Annotated in this window: 21 protein-coding genes and 1 tRNA gene; 12 read left to right on the forward strand and 10 right to left on the reverse strand. The window is 64.8% G+C overall.

Features of this window, described 5'->3' with window-relative positions:
* Positions 1 to 29 precede the first annotated feature (29 nt).
* Positions 30 to 1187 carry a DUF4382 domain-containing protein gene (locus tag QZM67_RS24310; RefSeq protein WP_301807165.1) on the forward strand — a complete coding sequence of 386 codons (1158 nt, stop codon included), beginning with the start codon at positions 30 to 32 and terminating at the stop codon, positions 1185 to 1187.
* Between the two features lie 72 nt (positions 1188 to 1259).
* Positions 1260 to 1421, forward strand: a complete 162-nt coding sequence (locus QZM67_RS24315) for a hypothetical protein (protein WP_301807167.1) — start codon at positions 1260 to 1262, stop codon at positions 1419 to 1421.
* Between the two features lie 87 nt (positions 1422 to 1508).
* On the opposite strand, the gene QZM67_RS24320 is transcribed toward QZM67_RS24315, so the two are convergent.
* From QZM67_RS24320 to egtB, 5 genes are all read right to left on the reverse strand, one after another.
* A complete protein-coding gene (locus QZM67_RS24320; protein WP_301770741.1) occupies positions 1509 to 1850 on the reverse strand; it encodes a hypothetical protein in 342 nt (113 codons plus the stop codon).
* A gap of 157 nt (positions 1851 to 2007) precedes the next feature.
* The gene (locus QZM67_RS24325; RefSeq protein WP_011350453.1) at positions 2008 to 2262 is read right to left on the reverse strand and encodes a hypothetical protein; all 255 of its coding nucleotides are present in this window, start codon (positions 2260 to 2262) and stop codon (positions 2008 to 2010) included.
* A 37-nt stretch (positions 2263 to 2299) separates the two neighbouring features.
* Positions 2300 to 2602, reverse strand: coding sequence for a hypothetical protein (locus tag QZM67_RS24330; protein ID WP_089449610.1), 303 nt, complete (start codon positions 2600 to 2602; stop codon positions 2300 to 2302).
* Positions 2603 to 2898: 296 nt separating this feature from the next.
* Positions 2899 to 3912 carry an L-histidine N(alpha)-methyltransferase gene (gene egtD / locus QZM67_RS24335; RefSeq protein WP_301807173.1) on the reverse strand — a complete coding sequence of 338 codons (1014 nt, stop codon included), beginning with the start codon at positions 3910 to 3912 and terminating at the stop codon, positions 2899 to 2901.
* On the reverse strand, positions 3896 to 5119 hold the full coding sequence (egtB, locus tag QZM67_RS24340) for an ergothioneine biosynthesis protein EgtB (RefSeq protein ID WP_301807175.1): 1224 nt from the start codon (positions 5117 to 5119) through the stop codon (positions 3896 to 3898). The genes egtD and egtB overlap by 17 nt, the downstream gene beginning before the upstream one ends.
* Positions 5120 to 5676: 557 nt before the next feature.
* Between egtB and QZM67_RS24345 the strand changes: the two genes are divergently transcribed.
* Together QZM67_RS24345 and QZM67_RS24350 are read left to right on the forward strand one after the other, a co-directional pair.
* Positions 5677 to 6153: a carboxymuconolactone decarboxylase family protein gene (locus tag QZM67_RS24345; protein ID WP_301807178.1), complete on the forward strand. Its 477-nt coding sequence runs from the start codon at positions 5677 to 5679 to the stop codon at positions 6151 to 6153.
* Positions 6153 to 7034 (forward strand): sigma-70 family RNA polymerase sigma factor, encoded by an 882-nt coding sequence (locus QZM67_RS24350; protein WP_301807180.1) that lies wholly within the window; start codon positions 6153 to 6155, stop codon positions 7032 to 7034. Before QZM67_RS24345 ends, QZM67_RS24350 begins: the two co-directional genes overlap by 1 nt.
* Positions 7035 to 7135: 101 nt before the next feature.
* Here the strand turns inward: QZM67_RS24350 and QZM67_RS24355 are convergent, their stop codons facing one another.
* A complete protein-coding gene (locus tag QZM67_RS24355) occupies positions 7136 to 7639 on the reverse strand; it encodes a DUF2628 domain-containing protein (RefSeq protein ID WP_301807181.1) in 504 nt (167 codons plus the stop codon).
* Positions 7640 to 7958: 319 nt separating this feature from the next.
* Positions 7959 to 8035 (reverse strand) — tRNA-Val (locus QZM67_RS24360).
* A 585-nt stretch (positions 8036 to 8620) separates the two neighbouring features.
* Here QZM67_RS24360 and QZM67_RS24365 point away from each other — a divergent pair.
* From QZM67_RS24365 to QZM67_RS24390, 6 genes are read left to right on the forward strand one after another with little or no spacing between them, the layout of a single operon-like run.
* Positions 8621 to 8875 (forward strand): hypothetical protein, encoded by a 255-nt coding sequence (locus tag QZM67_RS24365; RefSeq protein ID WP_301807183.1) that lies wholly within the window; start codon positions 8621 to 8623, stop codon positions 8873 to 8875.
* A 25-nt stretch (positions 8876 to 8900) separates the two neighbouring features.
* On the forward strand, positions 8901 to 9212 hold the full coding sequence (locus tag QZM67_RS24370) for an immunity 53 family protein (RefSeq protein WP_301807185.1): 312 nt from the start codon (positions 8901 to 8903) through the stop codon (positions 9210 to 9212).
* Complete coding sequence (locus tag QZM67_RS24375) at positions 9209 to 9547, forward strand: hypothetical protein (RefSeq protein WP_175026064.1); 339 nt, start codon at positions 9209 to 9211, stop codon at positions 9545 to 9547. The genes QZM67_RS24370 and QZM67_RS24375 overlap by 4 nt, the downstream gene beginning before the upstream one ends.
* Entirely contained in the window at positions 9544 to 10362 is an 819-nt protein-coding gene (locus tag QZM67_RS24380; RefSeq protein ID WP_301807189.1) for a hypothetical protein, read from the forward strand. The genes QZM67_RS24375 and QZM67_RS24380 overlap by 4 nt, the downstream gene beginning before the upstream one ends.
* A 37-nt stretch (positions 10363 to 10399) precedes the next feature.
* Positions 10400 to 11311, forward strand: coding sequence for an Imm72 family immunity protein (locus tag QZM67_RS24385; RefSeq protein WP_301807193.1), 912 nt, complete (start codon positions 10400 to 10402; stop codon positions 11309 to 11311).
* Between the two features lie 15 nt (positions 11312 to 11326).
* Positions 11327 to 11644, forward strand: a complete 318-nt coding sequence (locus tag QZM67_RS24390) for a hypothetical protein (protein ID WP_301807196.1) — start codon at positions 11327 to 11329, stop codon at positions 11642 to 11644.
* Positions 11645 to 12458: 814 nt separating this feature from the next.
* On the opposite strand, the gene QZM67_RS24395 is transcribed toward QZM67_RS24390, so the two are convergent.
* A complete protein-coding gene (locus QZM67_RS24395) occupies positions 12459 to 13217 on the reverse strand; it encodes an anti-sigma factor (RefSeq protein WP_301807199.1) in 759 nt (252 codons plus the stop codon).
* Positions 13214 to 13735: a sigma-70 family RNA polymerase sigma factor gene (locus QZM67_RS24400; protein WP_059790421.1), complete on the reverse strand. Its 522-nt coding sequence runs from the start codon at positions 13733 to 13735 to the stop codon at positions 13214 to 13216. Before QZM67_RS24400 ends, QZM67_RS24395 begins: the two co-directional genes overlap by 4 nt.
* Positions 13736 to 13892: 157 nt before the next feature.
* Between QZM67_RS24400 and QZM67_RS24405 the strand changes: the two genes are divergently transcribed.
* Positions 13893 to 14987, forward strand: coding sequence for a catalase family peroxidase (locus tag QZM67_RS24405; RefSeq protein WP_301807206.1), 1095 nt, complete (start codon positions 13893 to 13895; stop codon positions 14985 to 14987).
* Complete coding sequence (locus tag QZM67_RS24410; protein ID WP_301807208.1) at positions 14984 to 15517, forward strand: cytochrome b; 534 nt, start codon at positions 14984 to 14986, stop codon at positions 15515 to 15517. The genes QZM67_RS24405 and QZM67_RS24410 overlap by 4 nt, the downstream gene beginning before the upstream one ends.
* Before the next feature lie 184 nt (positions 15518 to 15701).
* Here QZM67_RS24410 and QZM67_RS24415 read toward each other — a convergent pair.
* Positions 15702 to 15971 (reverse strand): hypothetical protein (locus tag QZM67_RS24415; protein WP_301807210.1); only part of this gene is annotated, 270 nt, incomplete at its 5' end.

The following is a 15971-nucleotide window of genomic DNA, read 5'->3' on the forward strand; positions in this document are numbered from 1 at the left end:
CACATAAGAAATTCGAAGGAGGGGTCTCCATGAATACGCTGTTCAAGGCATTCGCCTGTGTGTCCGTCGCCTCGTTCGTCCTCGCCGGTTGCGGCGGTGGCGACGGTGGTTCCAGCCCGCAAACCGGCACGCTGCACGTCGCGATGACCGACGCGCCGTCGTGCGGCTTCGACCATGTCTTCGTCACCGTGTCGCAGGTTCGCGTGAACGCCAGTTCGAACGCCGGCGACAACGACGCGGGCTGGTCGACGATCACGCTCGCGACGCCGCAGAAGATCGACCTGCTGTCGCTGACCAACGGCGCGCTCGCCGATCTCGGCCAGACCGCGCTGCCGGCCGGCCAGTACCAGCAGGTCCGCCTCGTGCTCGCGCAGAACCAGGGCAACACGCTCGCGAACTCGATCGTGCCGACCGGCGGCGCCGAGCAGGCGCTCGCGACGCCGAGCGCGACGCAAAGCGGCTACAAGATCATCACGCCGTTCACGGTCCAGCCGAACACGCTCGTCGATCTCGTGCTCGACTTCAACGCGTGCAAGTCGATCGTGCAGCGCGGCAACGGCACCTATGCGCTGAAGCCCGTCGTCACGGCCACGCCGACCGTCGTCAGCGGCGAGATCTCCGGCTATGTCGCGCCGACGCAGGCCGGCGCAACCGTCTACGCCGAACAGGGCGGCCACGTCGTGCGCGGCACGATCGCCGACGGCTCCGGCAAGTTCGTGCTGTCGCCGCTGATCCAGAGCACGACGCAGGGCAACTACGACGTCGTGATCGTGCAGAACAACGTCGCGTCGGGGATCGTGCGCTCGGTGCCGGTGGTCGTGAACAGCGACACGGCCGTGTCGACGTCGGGTACGCCGATCGCACTGCCCGCATCGACGATGAATACGGTCGGCGGGACGGTCACGGCAAGCGCGAACGCAACGGTACGCGCGCTGCAGATGATCGACGCGAACCCGTACGAGATCTCCTCGGTCAACGCGAACCTCGATACGGGCGCGTATGCGTTGTCGCTGCCGGCCGCCGCGCCGGTCGTCGGCACCTGGTCGGGCTCACTGCCGGTCGCGATGGCAGCCGTGCCGACGGCCGCGGGGCAGTATGCGATCGAGGCGGACGCCGCATCGGGCGCGACGCAGTCGACGAACGTCAACGCGACGACGAACCCGGCCAACGTCAATTTCAGCTTCTGACGCGCATCGCGCGCATGTTGTCGGTCTGACCGGAAAGGGCCGCACGGCCCTTTCCCTTATCTGGAGAACGAAGTGAAAAAAAGGATGATGACGCTGCTGACGGCGGCGAGCGTATTGGGGATGCTGGGTGGATGTGCGGTCTACTTGCCGGGCGAACCGGTCATGGTCGCGCCGCAAGGCGGCCCCGGCAACGGTTTCTGTCCGCCCGGGCAGGCGAAGAAAGGCAACTGCTGAGCGCGATCGCGCCGTCGGATGGACGAAGGGCTGGGCTCCCGTATCGCACGGGGCCCAGCCCTTTTTCATCGACGAGCGACGCGCGCGTTACTGCTTGCGCGTGAGCATCGCGTGATGCGTGTGCGTGCTGCGATGCGCGGTGTGCGCATGCATGTGGCCGGGCTGCACGCCGGCGCGATCGGCGATCGTGTCGGAGCGGTCGGCCGCGCGCGCGAGACCCTTGTCGCGATCGCCCGACTTGAAGCCGTTCGAACTGGACATCGCCTCGCCGCTCATGTGGCCACCGGACATGCCGCCGGACATGCCGCCCGCACCGTGGCCGCCACCGCCACCGCCGCCGCCGTTACCGCCAGCTGCCGCGTAGGCCGAAGCCGCGCCGAACGCGAGGAGTGCCGTCACGAGGACGGACAGATAACGTCGTTGTTTCATCTTGAACTCCGAGTCGTGTGGATGATCCGGATTGTAGAAAGGTGCCGGCCTGCCGACGCGCGACGTTGTAAATAATCGTAACGATGCGCAGTTTTTGCATTAATCAGACCAATGCTGAGGCCGAAAGCGCTCGGGACAGCGGCCGCCGCCCTGCCGCTTACTGCGCCGGTTGCATGCCCTGCGCGGCGGCCTTGTGCTGCGCGGCCTCTTCTTGCGCGTGCTTCTTCGCCATGTGGTGACCGACGATACAGCCGCCAACCGCGCCGACGACCGCGTGGTGCCCCGCATAGTGGCCGGCCACACCGCCGACCACCGCGCCCTTCATGCAGCCCGCCGCGTGCGCGCTGCCGATGGTGGCAAGCGCAACGATGGCAGCGGTGGCGCACAGCCTGATGTGTCGAATGGGCATCATGTGTTCACTCTCCTCTTGTTGTGATCAGTCGAACCGCTTAATCCCAGCGGCCGCCGCGCCAACCGCCGCGATCGTGCCATTCGTGCTCGCGCCATTCACGGCGGCGCCACTCGTGTTCGCGCCATTCGCGCTGACGCCAGCCATCGCCGCGCCAGCCGTCATCGCGATAGCCGACCGGTGCGTACATGACCGGCGGCGGCGGTGCCACGTAGACGGGCGCCGGCGCCGCATAGGCCGGTACGCCGATGCCGACCGACAGGTCGACGTGAGCCGATGCGACGCCCGAGGCTGCCAGCGCCGCTACACCGAGAACTGCACCGAGAATGAGTTTCTTGTTCATCTCGCGACTCCCTGCACGTGTCGTGCGTCATGTGAATACGGTTCGGAGTCTAGGCACCGGACACTGACACAGGTGAAACGGGTATGCGAGACAGGTAACGGACGTTTACGGGTGCCCGCAAAGCCTTGTGCGACAAGGAAGAGGCGGCATTCTACGCACCGTTGCAGCGGTGCATCGGGCCGGTAAAAAGGGGATTTTCGGCACGAAGCCGCACGATCTGTACGCGCCGGCGTGTGCTCGAATGCGCCGAAAGCGAACCGCCCGCATCGTACGCGAGCGGTCCGCAAGCGCACGCGTCACGCGCGGATATCGTCGACGCTGCGCAGCCAGTGCACGCTGAACAGGTTATCCGCGTCGGTCCACACGGTATCGGGCTCGAATCCTGCGCGGCGCGCGATCGCATGGAAGCCGTCGATCGTGAACTTGTGCGAATTCTCCGTGTGGATGCGTTCGCCTGCGTCGAAGCGGAATGCGTGGCCGCGCACGTGCACGGTCTGCGCGATGTCGCTGACGAGATGCATCTCGATGCGCTGCCGCGTGCTGTCGTAGAACGCGCAGTGCGAGAACGCGTCGACGTCGAAATCCGCGCCGAGCTCGGCGTTCGCGCGCACCAGCAGGTTCAGGTTGAACTGCGCGGTCACGCCCTGCGCATCGTTGTACGCGTCGTGCAGCGTGCGCGCATCCTTCACCAGATCGGCGCCGACCAGCAAGCCGCCGCCACGCAGCAACCGCGCGGCATCGCGCAGGAACGCATCGGCTTCTTCCGGCGAGAAGTTGCCGATCGTCGAACCGGGGAAGAAACCGATGCGCCGCGCCGGTGTCGCGGTCAGCTCGGCCAGTTGCTCGGCCTTCGTGTAGTCGGCCGCGATCGGCGCGACGTCGAGCCACGGATACGCGGCACGCAGCCGCGCGGCGGCATCGTGCAGGTAGTCGGCCGAGATATCGACCGGCACGTAGCGCGCCGGCGCGTTCGCATAGTTGCCCGCGAATGCGTCGAGCAGCACGCGGATCTTCTCGAGCGAGCCCGCGCCGAACTCGACGAGTTCCGCATGCGGGCCGACACGCCGCACGATCTCGGCCGCGCGATCGCGCAGGATGCCGAGCTCGGTGCGCGTCGGGTAATACTCGGGCAACTCGCAGATGCGGTCGAACAACGTGGAGCCGGCCGCATCGTAGAAGTATTTCGGCGGAATGCTGCGCGGCGTACGCGACAGTCCGTCGATCAGGTCGCGCTCGAACGCGCTCGGCCGCGAATCGCGGGCGGGTTGCTGGCCACCGCTCGTGGCCGTCTGGTCAGACGTCTCGCGCAAGTCGCACTCCCGTGAATTGCCAGCGCGCGGCCGGCGGAAAGAAATTGCGGTACGTCGGCCGTTCGTGCCCGGGCGGCGTCGCGATGCTGCTGCCGCGCAGGACTTGCTGGCCGACCATGAACTTGCCGTTGTATTCGGCCGCGACACCCGCGAGCGGCCGAAAGCCCGGATACGGCTCGTAGGACGAGCGCGTCCATTGCCACACGTGCCCGAGCATCTGCCGGATGCCTTCGGCGGGGAACGCCGCTTCCCATTCGAATTCGGTCGGCAGGCGCGCGCCGGCCCATTCCGCATACGCGGCCGCTTCGTAGAAGCTCACGTGACACACCGGCGCGTCGGGTGCGAGCGGCTCGACGCCGTGCAGGCCGAACGTGCGCCGCACGCGCGTGGCGGCCGCATCGTCGTCGTCGGGCATCCAGTACGCGGGCCCTTGCCACCCTTCCCGCTGCACCGTGGCCCAGCCGTCCGACAACCAGAACTCGGGGCGCGTGTAGCCGCCGTCGGCGACGAACGCCGCGAATTCCGCATTCGTCACCAGGCGGTTCGCGATCTCGTACGGCCGCACGAGCGCCGTATGGCGCGGCCGTTCGTTGTCGAACGAGAACGCATCGCCGTCGTGGCCGATCTCGACGAGCCCGCCCGGCTGGTGCAGCCAGTGCTGCGCGCCGGCGTCGCCCGCGGCCATTGCACCCGCGTCCGTCCCGTTGCGCGGCCGGAACGCCGGCTTCAGCGGGTTGCACGAGAACGCGTGCAGCATGTCGGTGACGATCAGCTCCTGGTGCTGCTGCTCGTGATGCAGGCCGAGCACGACCTCGGGCGCGATCGTCTCGAGCAGCGCCGGATCGGCACCGGCCAGTGCGCGCAGCATCGCATCGTCGACGTACTGCCGGTACGCATGCACTTCGTCGAGCGACGGACGTGTGAGCAGCCCGCGTTGCGGCCGCGGATGCCGCGGGCCGAGCGCTTCGTAATAGGAATTGAAGAGGAACTGGAAGGCCGCGTCGAACGGCGCGTAGCCGGGCACGCGACGCATCAGCACGACGGTTTCGAAGAACCAGGTCGTATGCGCGAGGTGCCATTTCGTCGGACTGGCGTCGGGCATCGACTGCACGGCCTGGTCTTCGGCGGAGAGCGTCGCGGTCAACGCGACGCTATGCGCGCGCACGTCCTGGTAACGGCGCTGAAGCTGTGATGCAAGGAGGCTCATCGGTTTACCGTCCACGTCGCGATTCGCTGCGTTGCGTTGCCGGAAAAAGGAAAGCCTTGCGCGTGATGCGCGCGGCTGACGTGCGACCTGCTGCTGCGTCGTCGGGCAGCCGGCGCGCGCGCCGGGCCGCACATGCGGCGTCACTTCATCTGCCCGTGCAGAACAGTATGGGCTAGAAATGTGAATGCTGCTGATCGAGATGCGGACGAAACGGCTGCGAAATGTAAATGTAAGTAACCGATCACCTGTCAATTGCTGACATCAGCGCATATCGAGGTGCGGCGTCGCCCGTTGCGATCGACGCACGCCGCGGGCCGCGGGCCGTTCACGCGGCGGCGATCGTCACCATGACGTGAACGCGGAATCGTCTGACCTGCACGGGCGCACGAAGCATGCTCGCCGCGTTTTTCGCGTTCGACGCGCACCCTGCCCGCCCTTGCCCGGCGGCCTTTCGCATCGGTCCGCTCGCCGGCTTCGAAAAATTTTTTGCGCCGATGTCACACCCGCGGGGGGCTCGCTCGTCATATCACCGGAACCCACACGAAAGGAGAAGGACCATGACTGCGAAACTCAATCCGTTTGCCGCCGCGCCCGCCCTGATGAAGAACTGGATGACCGTTTCGGTCGCCGCCGCGCAGAGCCTCGAGCCGACGCTCATCGAGCTGGTCAAGATCCGCGCGTCGCAGATCAACGCGTGCGCGAACTGCATTAACATGCACACGGCCGAGGCACGCGAGCAAGGCGAGACCGAGCAGCGCATCTACCTGCTGTCCGCGTGGCGCGAAGCGCCCTGCTACACCGACCGCGAGCGTGCGGCGCTCGACTGGACCGACGCACTCACGCGGCTGTCGGAGGGCCACACAGCGCACGAAGCAGCCTACGCGGCGCTGAACGACCACTTCAGCCAGGAGGAACAGGTGAAACTCACGCTGATGATCAACGTGATCAACGGCTGGAACCGTCTCGCGGTCGGCTTCGGGCTGTGGATCGATCCGGCCGACGCGAAGGCCGCCGCCGCGAAGATGGTGGCCTGATGCCGAACCTCGACCCGGCCAAGGGCAGCGTCGAAGAACGGGCCGATGCGGCCGCGAGCTTCGACCCGCTGCGCCGCACGCTGATCCGCGTCGCGTACCGGATGCTCGGTTCCGTCGCGGATGCCGAGGACATGGTGCAGGAGGCGTTCATCCGCTGGATGGACGTCGACCGCACCGAGGTGCGCGTACCGGAAGCGTTCCTGCGCCGCATGGTGATGCGCATGTGCCTCGACCAGCTGAAGTCCGCGCGGCACCAGCGCGAGACCTATGTCGGCCCGTGGCTGCCCGAGCCGGTCGTCGAGGAAGATGAACAGGAAGACGTCACGCTGCCGCTGCTGCTCGCGCTCGAACGGCTCTCGCCGCTCGAACGCGCGGCGTTCCTGCTGCACGATGTGTTCGGTGTCGAGTTCGACGAAGTGGCCACGACGATCCGGCGCGACCCGGCCGCATGCCGGCAGCTCGCCGCGCGGGCCCGCACGCATGTGCGCGAGGCGCGGCCACGTTTCCATGTCGAGAAGCAGCGCGGGATCGAATTGGCGGAAGCGTTTTTCGCGGCGTCACGCAGCGGCGACATGCGCGCGCTCGGCGCGATGCTCGCCGAGGACGTGAGCCTGCATTCGGACGGCGGCGGCAAGCGCACGGCCGCGGGCAAGCCGGTGTTCGGCTTCGAGCGCGTGATGAAGGTGCACGAGCATCTGGCCGAGCTGTTCGCCACGCATGCATCGAAGCTCGTGCGCGCGGGCTTCATCAACGGGCTGCCGGGCATCGTCACGCTGGAGTCCGACGGCGAGCTGCAGACCACGGCGCTCGAGATCGAGGACGGCAAGATCGTCGCGATCTATGTCGTGCGGAATCCTGACAAGTTGAAGCATCTACACTGAGTGCGGCGGATCGTGCGTCGGGTGTGCCGTGCGCACGCGCGGCCGCGATGCACCCTTTCCCCGTCCTGCCGCCCTGCTTGACCAGCCGCCGGTTCCTGCGATCAATACGTCCCGGCCACCATGTAGATCAGGATGCCGAGTAACGGCGTTGCCACCGCGAAACCGGCCGCCGCGAGCCAGTTCGTGCCGCCCTGCGCTTCGAGCAGCGCGAGAAACGACTCGCGCGACGTCGCGTTCGGGCGCAGCTTCTCGATCTGACGTTCGACGTGCGTCTTGTAGAGGCTGTTCCCGTACCAGCCGAGCGACACCGCGATCCCGATCGTGACCGGGTCGAGCGTGCTCGATTCGAAGTATTTCGGGAAGAACAGCAGCTCGACCAGCGTGATCGAGAGCGACGCGCCAAGGACGGCTGCCGCCTGCCAGTACATGGATCGATACGCCATCCAGACCGGGCCCAGGAAACAGGCTGCCCAGTTCCACGACAGCCGGTTCTTCCGCGACGCGGCGATCTCCCATTTCCGCTCGAACCAGGCAGCTCTCTTGCCGACGTAAGCGGCGATTTCGTCGTTGCTCGCGGACGATGTGGCAGTCGTAACATCGGACATGGTCGTGTGCTCTCAGTCGCGCGGCTCGCGCGTCGTTGTTTTGATGCGGTTCGGAAGCGGTGAAGATCGAACGGCGTACGAAGCAGCCGCTTCGGTCGCACACGATTCTACCTGCCGTGCAGCGTCCGTCGTATGGCAAGTCGAGGTGTCGGTGAGGCAGGATGCGATGCCGGGGATCGCGCAACGCATCGGGGCGACAGGCGTTGTTTCGGACGGAAAAAGAAAAACGCCACGCGATGTTGCCGCGTGGCGTTTGTATGTTGGCGAGCCGCATTGCCTGTAGGCAAGTTGTGCTGCCAGACCCCTTCATTTTGTTCGTTGGTAGGCTCGATTGGATTCGAACCAACGACCCCCACCATGTCAAGGTGGTGCTCTAACCAACTGAGCTACGAGCCTAAGAAGCCGCGAATTATAGAGAGCGTTTTTAAGGAGCGCAAGCCCTTTCGTGAAAATTTTTTGAATCGGGGTGCGCGGGGGCCAACGATCGATGCTGACTCGCGATGCCGGGATCGCTGGCTTCAGCTGTTCGCATCACAGCAAAACGCGTCGATGCGCTGTGGGGTTATCCACATTGGCCTCTGGATAACCGTCCGATAAGCCTCTGGATTCACAGTGGAACGATTGAGGATATGTCGCCGCAGCTGTGAATCGACGAAAAGTTGTTCTGTGCTCCACGAAGCTGTTCACGTGCCACACCCAAGGTTATGCATCCAGCTTCCTGTCGAGAATTCATGGGGTTAGGGACGTTATCCACTGTGAGGCACAGGGTTTGTTAACTATCACTACGTATGTATACGAACTCTGTTAACACCTTTGGATAAGCACAGTCCGTCGACTGTGATCCGCGCAGGATATGCACTGCGTGCAGCGATCGGATAAACGAAACGGCAAGCTGTGAGGGCATCGGACGATGCGCGAGCCGCTGTGTCTGTAGAATCGCCGGCATTCAGGATGCGAGGGTCTGGCGCACAGGCTCACGACATGAGCGATTCTTCGTTGACCCGGCTCGACGCACTCGAGATCGATGCCGTCGTACACCGGTTGCAGCAACACCCGGGCGACATCGTGTTCGAGCAACGCGTGTCGATGCCGGAAGCCGATGTCCTGTGTTGCCGCTACAAAGGCGAGCGATTCAACGTGAAGTTCGATCTCGACTACGGGGTGTCCATCGATCGCGTCGGGAGGCTGTCTCGCCGGGACATCGAAGAGATCGTCAGATGGCTCACCACGATGTGAGTCGGATGACGAGGGGCACAGGCACATGATTGATTCACTGACTGCGCTGCAGCGCTGGTACGCATCGCGCTGCGATGGCGTGTGGGAACACGCGCACGGCATCGAGATCGCCACGCTCGACAATCCGGGTTGGATGGTGAAGCTTAGCGGCGCGTCGTCCGGCAAGGCGCTCGATCGCCAGATCGAGCGCGACGAGTCGGACTGGATATCCATTCGCGCGACCCATGCCGAATTCGCCGGCTATGGCGGCCCGGGCAAGTTACCCGAGTTGCTGGCGCTCGCGGTCGAGTGGATCGACGGGAGCGCGACGAATGACGAAGGGCGAAGCGATCGATGAAGGCGCCTGTCAATGAGATGGTGGTGACGGATATTGCCGGCCACGTTGCGGTGGTCGTGACCGACGTGGAGTCTTCCGCCCATGCGCTGGTCCGGTTGGGCTTCGCCCGGCAAACCGATCGCTGGGAACGCGCGATCGCAGACGATGACGTCCGCCGGGCGCTCGTGGCCGCGCTCGTCGAGCTCGATGCGCTGTTCTCCGCGGGCCGCGACTGGAGCCCGCAGGCGCTCGTCGAGTATTACCGGGAGATCGGCGTCGTTCGCAGCGCGTACCGTTCGATCGCATGGCGCGGGCCGGGGCAGACCATCATCGAACGCCACGAATGTGGCGTGTGATCGATCGACGTTTTCCGCGACGCGATGAAACCGAAGAAAGAGCAGGGCGACGCGAGCGGCGCTCGCAATGGGAGCAGGTAATGGGACCGAGGGTCTGCCATCGGCACGGCTACGATTCGATGGCGACAACGTCGACGGATGTTGCCGAACGCATCAGGGTGCGCGGACAGGGTCTGCCCGGCGAACTCGTGAAGGTCTCGCTCGACCGGCCGAGATACAGCTGGGAGATGTGGATGCTGCGCGCCGAGCTCGACGCGCACGAGGTCGATGCGACCTTTGTCGATCGGGTCGCACACGTGAAGGCATTTCCGAAGATCGCGGCGCTGGAACGCTTGCGCGCGTATGTGTGTCTGGCGTGCCTGGACGAACTGCTGGTGCGCTCCGGCGAGACACCGCATAAACCGACGACGAAGGAGCAGGCGTTCGATACATCCATCGTCGCGGCGAATGCGAAATGGCCTCGCCAATACGCGCGATGCGAGCTTCACGGCTTGATCCGTCCGACGCGGGCCTCACCGGATATCGAAACCGCGATTCTGACGATCGACGTGATCCGCGATTGTCACGTCGTGCGGGTGATCGATGCCAGGGGGAAGCATGAATCCCCGTATTGGTTTGACGAAGCGTTTTTGCGCAAGGTGCTCGGGCCGGATATCGACATCGTTGAATCGACGTTCCGGATCGACGATCAGGCCACGTTCACAACGCTGTGGGACGCCGGTGAGTACGTGTGTCCGGTGTGTCTGCGGGATGTGTTGAAACGCAGCGGCCTGGGCAACGACCAAACCGACGTGAACGCAACGGCGCAATCATGATGGACAGACAACCGGCACCGTTGCGCGAGGATCAAGGATGACGGACACGATCTGGCAGGACGACCCGACTGACCGCCTGACGGACGACGCGGCGCGGCGCAAGATTTTCTGGCTGCTTCAACGCGTGAGCAGCCTGTCGCTCTGGACGCGCAAGCGCGACGCGTTTGCGCGATTCGCGAACGCGTACGAGCATGCCGTGAACACGTGGCCCGATGGCGATCCGGAGGCGATTCAGGACACCCACTTTCCGGCCATCGCCGACATTCTCGCGGTTTACGATCGAGGGCTGACCGAGTTGGCCCGAGGGAACCGGCGTGTCTGGAAGAGCAATGGGCCTTTCGAGGACGTGTTCTGGAAATATCACCATCTGAACGCGTATTTCTACCCTAATCCCGATTACTGGGATCGCGGTGGGCAGATTGCCCCATACCCGGCGAAGATCGACGCGCTGGCCCAACTGCTGCACGCATCGGAATACCAGATGGACCATGCGCCGTTCGACCCGGGCAATCGATTCGGCGATATGGCAAAGCTGCGTTCGGCCAATCTCCTGCTGTCCCCGGATGCCTATGGGCACGGCTTCTACACGCTTCCGTATCCGGTGTTTCCGGCGGATCTGCCCGAGGTTCCGCAAGCCGTGGGCCCGGTGATCAAGACCGGCCAGAAAGTGCCGTGCGATGGCATCTGGGAGCCAGTCGTCTTCGAGTGGTCGAAGCGACCGGGTATCCTGCCGATCATCAAGCGCAGTGCGCGCAACGACGGTTGCTTCAATTATTTCATTCGAGGCGTTCGAGCGCCGCACGTCAGGGATGATCTCAGGGGATTGTTCATCCGGGCGCGCTGGCGATTGTTATGGGAAGACCGGCGCTACGTGGACGGCGTCGTCCCCGACGAATCGCAGTATTTCCTGGAGCCGCAACAGGTGCCGCAGACGAGCGCGTGCCCGTGATATTCGGAGAACACCATGAGTAAGCTGAATTTCGGCACGGTCGATCGATGTTCCGTCCGACTCAATACCGCGACGCTGCTCGGCCTGAAGGCCGCCTATGAGGATTTTGCGAAGACCGGGCAGGACCTGCGCAACTTCGAGATCTGCATCGAGGATGAAAGTGCCGCCAGAGTCGATCCGAAGCCCGAGGACGCCATCATCAGCGTGACGTTCTCGGCGAAGATGCCGCCCGGCATGCGCGGGCTCGGTAACGCGAGTCCGCTCGGGACGTCGATCAAATATGTCGTTTCTCCGGAAACCGGCGAGATCCTCAGGGTTTATCTGACCAAGTGACTTCGGAGGCGGTGAAGGGGGCCGCCTTCGTATGTGGATAACCGCGATACCAAACGACGAGGAACGCTGTGCAAGCAAGCGGTGAGCATGCATCCGGATCGCAAGCCGGGCGCGGATCCGGGCGAATTCTGACCGTGACACGCCGATCCGAGTGCGCAAGTGCACGACTGGACGGCGGGCTACCGGTTCTACGACGTGGGCACATGCGGAATGTGCGTCGCGTTTCATGCGCCTGCCGGCGGCTACGTGTGGACAACCCGCACACCCAATCAGTCGAATCGCTGTGCACCGAACGGGTGAGCCCCGTGCATTCGACGACATGAATCGGCCCGAACGCCTTGTCTGGCAAGGTCTTTCCGGAATGGAACCGATGATGCGGAGAGCTTTTGCGTGATGCGTCGTGATGGAATGCCTTGTGGATATCGAGAAGTCAAAGCACTCGAAGGCCTGTGCATTCGGCGAGTGAGGGTAATCGAATTCGGAGCAGGTGTTCGCGCTATCTCACGGGTTGTGGATATCGCACGCCAAAGCAACCCGAAACGCTGTGCAGACCGAAGGTGGGCAAGCTGACCAATGACCGCGCGCGGTGCCGCCACGATCGATGTGGATATCCCGTTCCACGGCGACTCGAAACCCTGTGACCTCAAAGGGTGAGGGCACCGAAGGCGTGCCGGTGTGGACAACCGGCCGGGAAAGTCAGTCGAAACGCTGTGCAGGCGAGCAGTGAGCGTGAGCACGCTCAAGCCAGCGAAGCCGCCTCGTTTGACGCATTGGCGGCCACTGAGGGCCGCCAGCAGGGCGCGCATTGTACCGCTCAAGTCTGCTGATCGAGCGCCTGCACGACCGCTTTCTCCGCGAGGCTCCCGGCTGGCCCGACCACTGCATAGTTGAGCCCGTTCACCGACCCATACCGTGCCAGCAGCGTGCCGTCCACGCGTTGCCCGGCAGGTAGCAGCCGATGTACCGATTCCGCCGGCCGCAGATAAAAACTCAGCGTTCGCCCAGCTGCATCCTCATAGAGCACCATTGCAGCCGTGGCCCCGCTGTCCGTCGCGAACAACCGTCCGCCGACCGGCCTGAACCCCGCCGCGCTCAAATCCGGCAGCTTCGCCGATGCGCCTACGCGCCGGGTGAGCCACCCCTGCAAATCTCCCGCACCTGTCGGCCGGTAATCGACCTTCGCCGTCTGATCGACCACCATCATCCGGTAGGCCTCGACCGCATCGCTCATCGGCGCGATGGGCGGCGGCGCGTTCCACTCGCGCGCTTGCCACCCGCCCAACGTCCCCAGCCCGACGCAGAACACGAACGAAGCCGCCATCGCGAACCGCATCCGCGTGCGTTCCATGCGCCGACCACGAATCGCCGCCGGATCCAGTGCAGGGTTATCCGCCGGCATCCGCACGCTCTCGAGCGCGGCCCGCAGCCGCTGCGCATCCTGCTGCCATTGCTTCACCTGTTCCGCGCGCTCCGGATGCAGCGCGAGATAGCGCTCGACCGCGGCGCGTGCATCGTCGTCGAGCTGGTCGTCGACGTAGGCCTGAAGGTCGTGTTCGTTCGGAGGCGTGTTCATTTCTTCATCAACCGGAGAGAAGGAGCGGGAAGCTCGCCGTCGCTGAGCTGGCGCAGCGCCTGGCGCGCGCGGGAGAGCCGCGACATCACGGTGCCGATCGGCACGTCGAGCAGGTCGGCGACTTCCTGATAGGTGAAGCCCTCGACCGCGACGAGCAGCAGCAGGCTGCGCTGCTCGTCCGAGAGCTGGCCGAATGCTTCGAGCGTCGCGCGCGCCGCGAATTCTCGTTCGGCGGACGGCCAGTGCGCTTCGTCGTCGTCGCGGATGCGACCGAGCAGCCACGCGTAGCGCTTCGCGCTGCGTTTGCCGTCGAGAAACTGCCGATACAGGATCGTGAAGAGCCAACTGCGCAATGACGCGTCGTCGCGGCGGCTTGTCCAGCGCGACAGCGCGCGCTCGAGCGTCGACTGGACGAGATCGTCGGCCGCGTGGACGTCGCGCGCGAGCCAGAGCGCGAAGCGTCGCAGCCTGGGGATGAGTTCGCGCAGCGCGTCGTCGTCGAGGGCGGTGGAGGGCATGGCCGGGCCGGTTGCCGAATGGGTCGAGATGCTGCGTAGGACGCCGGTCGGCGCCGCTTATTCCACCAGCATAGGAAAAAATTTTTCGTGGAATAAAGCGGTGGGGGCGGCGTCCTACGCGGGTTCGACAATGACCTGACGGTCGGGAGCACATTCAATGGAGCGATCTTCTTCCTCTTCTTCGCCGCAGCGCGAGCCCGGGCGCGGCGGGTGGCGCTGGGCCGCGATCGGCGGCGCGGTGGCCGGCGTGGCCGTGGCGTTCGGGTACGTCGGCGGGTGGTTCGCGCCGGCGCGTCTGACCCCGCACCGGATCGTCGATGCGTTGCAGACGGCCGGCGGCGGTGCTCATCCGGGTTTCCGGCGCAATCACGCGAAGGGCGTATGCGTGACCGGCTACTTCGAAGGCAACGGCGCCGCGAGCGCGTATTCGGTCGCGCCGTTCTTCAAGGCGGTGCGCACGCCGGTGGTCGGGCGCTTCGCTTTGCCGGGCGGGAATCCGTATGCGCCGGACAGCAGCGTGCCGATCCGCAGCCTCGCGCTGAAGCTCACCGCGCCGGACGGCGAGCAATGGCGCACCGGGATGAACGCGATGCCCGTGTTTCCGGTCGCGACGCCGCAGGCGTTCTACGCGCAATTGCTGGCGACCCGGCCCGATCCGAAGACGGGCAAGCCCGATCCGGCGAAGGTGAAGGCGTTTTTCGGCGCGCACCCGGAGACGGGGGCGTTCCGCGAATGGGTGAAGGGTGCGAAGCCGAGCGCGAGCTACGTCACCGAAAGCTATTACGGATTGAACGCGTTCTACTTCGTCGATGCGGCCGGCAAGCGCCAGGCGGTGCGGTGGCGCGTCGTGCCGCAGCAGACGGCCGGCGCCGGCGACGTCGCGACGGCCGCGGACCCGAACGTGCTGCAGCAGGACGTGACGCAGCGCATCGCGGCCGGTGCGCAGAAGTGGAAGCTGCTGGTCTCGCTGGCGGAGCCTGGCGATCCGGTGGACGACGCGACGAAGGTCTGGCCCGCGCAGCGCACGACGATCGATGCGGGCACGCTCGTGCTCGACCGCGTGGAGGCGCAGGACAGCGGGCCGTGCCGCGATGTGAATTACGACCCGACGGTGCTGCCGCAGGGGATTCAGGTGTCGGGGGATCCGTTGCTGGCGGCGCGGTCGGCGGCCTATGCGGATTCGTATCTGCGACGCACGAGTGAAGAGGCCGGGGTAGCAGGTGTGGCGCGAGTGAGTGGGGAGGGACGATGAGGAAGGCTTCGACGACGTTTGGTTGGCCGGCGCGGGTGCTGCACTGGGTGATGGCCGCGATGATTGTCGCGATGCTGTTCATCGGGGTGGGGATGGTGGCGTCCGTTTCCGGGCGGCACGAGATCCTGGTGGCGATTCACAAGCCGCTGGGCGTGGCCGTGCTGGTGCTGGTGTGCGTGCGGATCGTGGTGCGGGTTCTGTCGAAGCCGCCGGCATTGCCGGAGGATCTGCCGTGGTGGCAGAAGGTTGCCGCGCACGGGTCGCATCTCGTGCTGTATGCGCTGATGCTCGCGATGCCGCTGATCGGTTGGGCGATGCTGTCGGCGGGCGGGTATCCGGTGACGCTGGGCGGTGGTGTGCAGCTGCCGGCGATCGTGGCGGCGGATCCGGTGACGTTCGCCTGGCTCCGGGTCGCGCATCGGGTGCTGGCGTATCTGTTCTTCGCGACGTTCCTCGCGCACTTTGCCGCTGCGCTGTATCACGGGCTGATTCGGCGCGACGGCGTGGTGAGGGCGATGGTGGGGCGGTGAGCGACGGAGGGTTGCGCGTCCGATGCGGCGGGGCTGTTTCCGGGCGACCGAGACGGTTCCTGCCGTGTCGCTTATATATGACCATTGGAGAGGTTCAGCGACCCCCGGGACTGCATGTCAAAATAATTTCACAAAAGGGGTTGCGGAGATGGAAGCTGGTGCTTAGAATCACGCCTCTTTCGCGCTAACCGAAACGCAGCGCGGGGGAAAGAAGGGAAGCGGTGCTGTTGAAGTCGGATTTAGCGACTCCAGTGCACACGAAATTAAACCGCAGTCGTCGCAACGAAGTAGTTAAAAAAGTTGTTGACGAGTTTGAAAAAACGGTTGATAATCTCGCTTCTCTGCTGCTGAAAACGCAGCGCTGCTGAGAAACACGAAGTTCCTCGCAGAAACGCTCTTTAAAAATTAACAGCCGATAAGTGTGGGCGCTTGATGGAAGCGAGCTGATCCTCGG

The organism is Burkholderia sp. AU45251, assembly GCF_030482905.1.
Classification (GTDB): domain Bacteria; phylum Pseudomonadota; class Gammaproteobacteria; order Burkholderiales; family Burkholderiaceae; genus Burkholderia; species Burkholderia aenigmatica.

Coding starts and splice junctions, on each gene's coding strand:
- QZM67_RS24310 (WP_301807165.1), top strand. CDS start 30: ATGAATACGCTGTTCAAGGCATTCGCCTGTGTGTCCGTCGCCTCGTTC.
- QZM67_RS24320 (WP_301770741.1), bottom strand. CDS start 1,850: ATGAAACAACGACGTTATCTGTCCGTCCTCGTGACGGCACTCCTCGCG.
- QZM67_RS24325 (WP_011350453.1), bottom strand. CDS start 2,262: ATGATGCCCATTCGACACATCAGGCTGTGCGCCACCGCTGCCATCGTT.
- QZM67_RS24330 (WP_089449610.1), bottom strand. CDS start 2,602: ATGAACAAGAAACTCATTCTCGGTGCAGTTCTCGGTGTAGCGGCGCTG.
- egtB (WP_301807175.1), bottom strand. CDS start 5,119: ATGAGCCTCCTTGCATCACAGCTTCAGCGCCGTTACCAGGACGTGCGC.
- QZM67_RS24345 (WP_301807178.1), top strand. CDS start 5,677: ATGACTGCGAAACTCAATCCGTTTGCCGCCGCGCCCGCCCTGATGAAG.
- QZM67_RS24350 (WP_301807180.1), top strand. CDS start 6,153: ATGCCGAACCTCGACCCGGCCAAGGGCAGCGTCGAAGAACGGGCCGAT.
- QZM67_RS24355 (WP_301807181.1), bottom strand. CDS start 7,639: ATGTCCGATGTTACGACTGCCACATCGTCCGCGAGCAACGACGAAATC.
- QZM67_RS24365 (WP_301807183.1), top strand. CDS start 8,621: ATGAGCGATTCTTCGTTGACCCGGCTCGACGCACTCGAGATCGATGCC.
- QZM67_RS24370 (WP_301807185.1), top strand. CDS start 8,901: ATGATTGATTCACTGACTGCGCTGCAGCGCTGGTACGCATCGCGCTGC.
- QZM67_RS24375 (WP_175026064.1), top strand. CDS start 9,209: ATGAAGGCGCCTGTCAATGAGATGGTGGTGACGGATATTGCCGGCCAC.
- QZM67_RS24385 (WP_301807193.1), top strand. CDS start 10,400: ATGACGGACACGATCTGGCAGGACGACCCGACTGACCGCCTGACGGAC.
- QZM67_RS24390 (WP_301807196.1), top strand. CDS start 11,327: ATGAGTAAGCTGAATTTCGGCACGGTCGATCGATGTTCCGTCCGACTC.
- QZM67_RS24395 (WP_301807199.1), bottom strand. CDS start 13,217: ATGAACACGCCTCCGAACGAACACGACCTTCAGGCCTACGTCGACGAC.
- QZM67_RS24400 (WP_059790421.1), bottom strand. CDS start 13,735: ATGCCCTCCACCGCCCTCGACGACGACGCGCTGCGCGAACTCATCCCC.
- QZM67_RS24405 (WP_301807206.1), top strand. CDS start 13,893: ATGGAGCGATCTTCTTCCTCTTCTTCGCCGCAGCGCGAGCCCGGGCGC.
- QZM67_RS24410 (WP_301807208.1), top strand. CDS start 14,984: ATGAGGAAGGCTTCGACGACGTTTGGTTGGCCGGCGCGGGTGCTGCAC.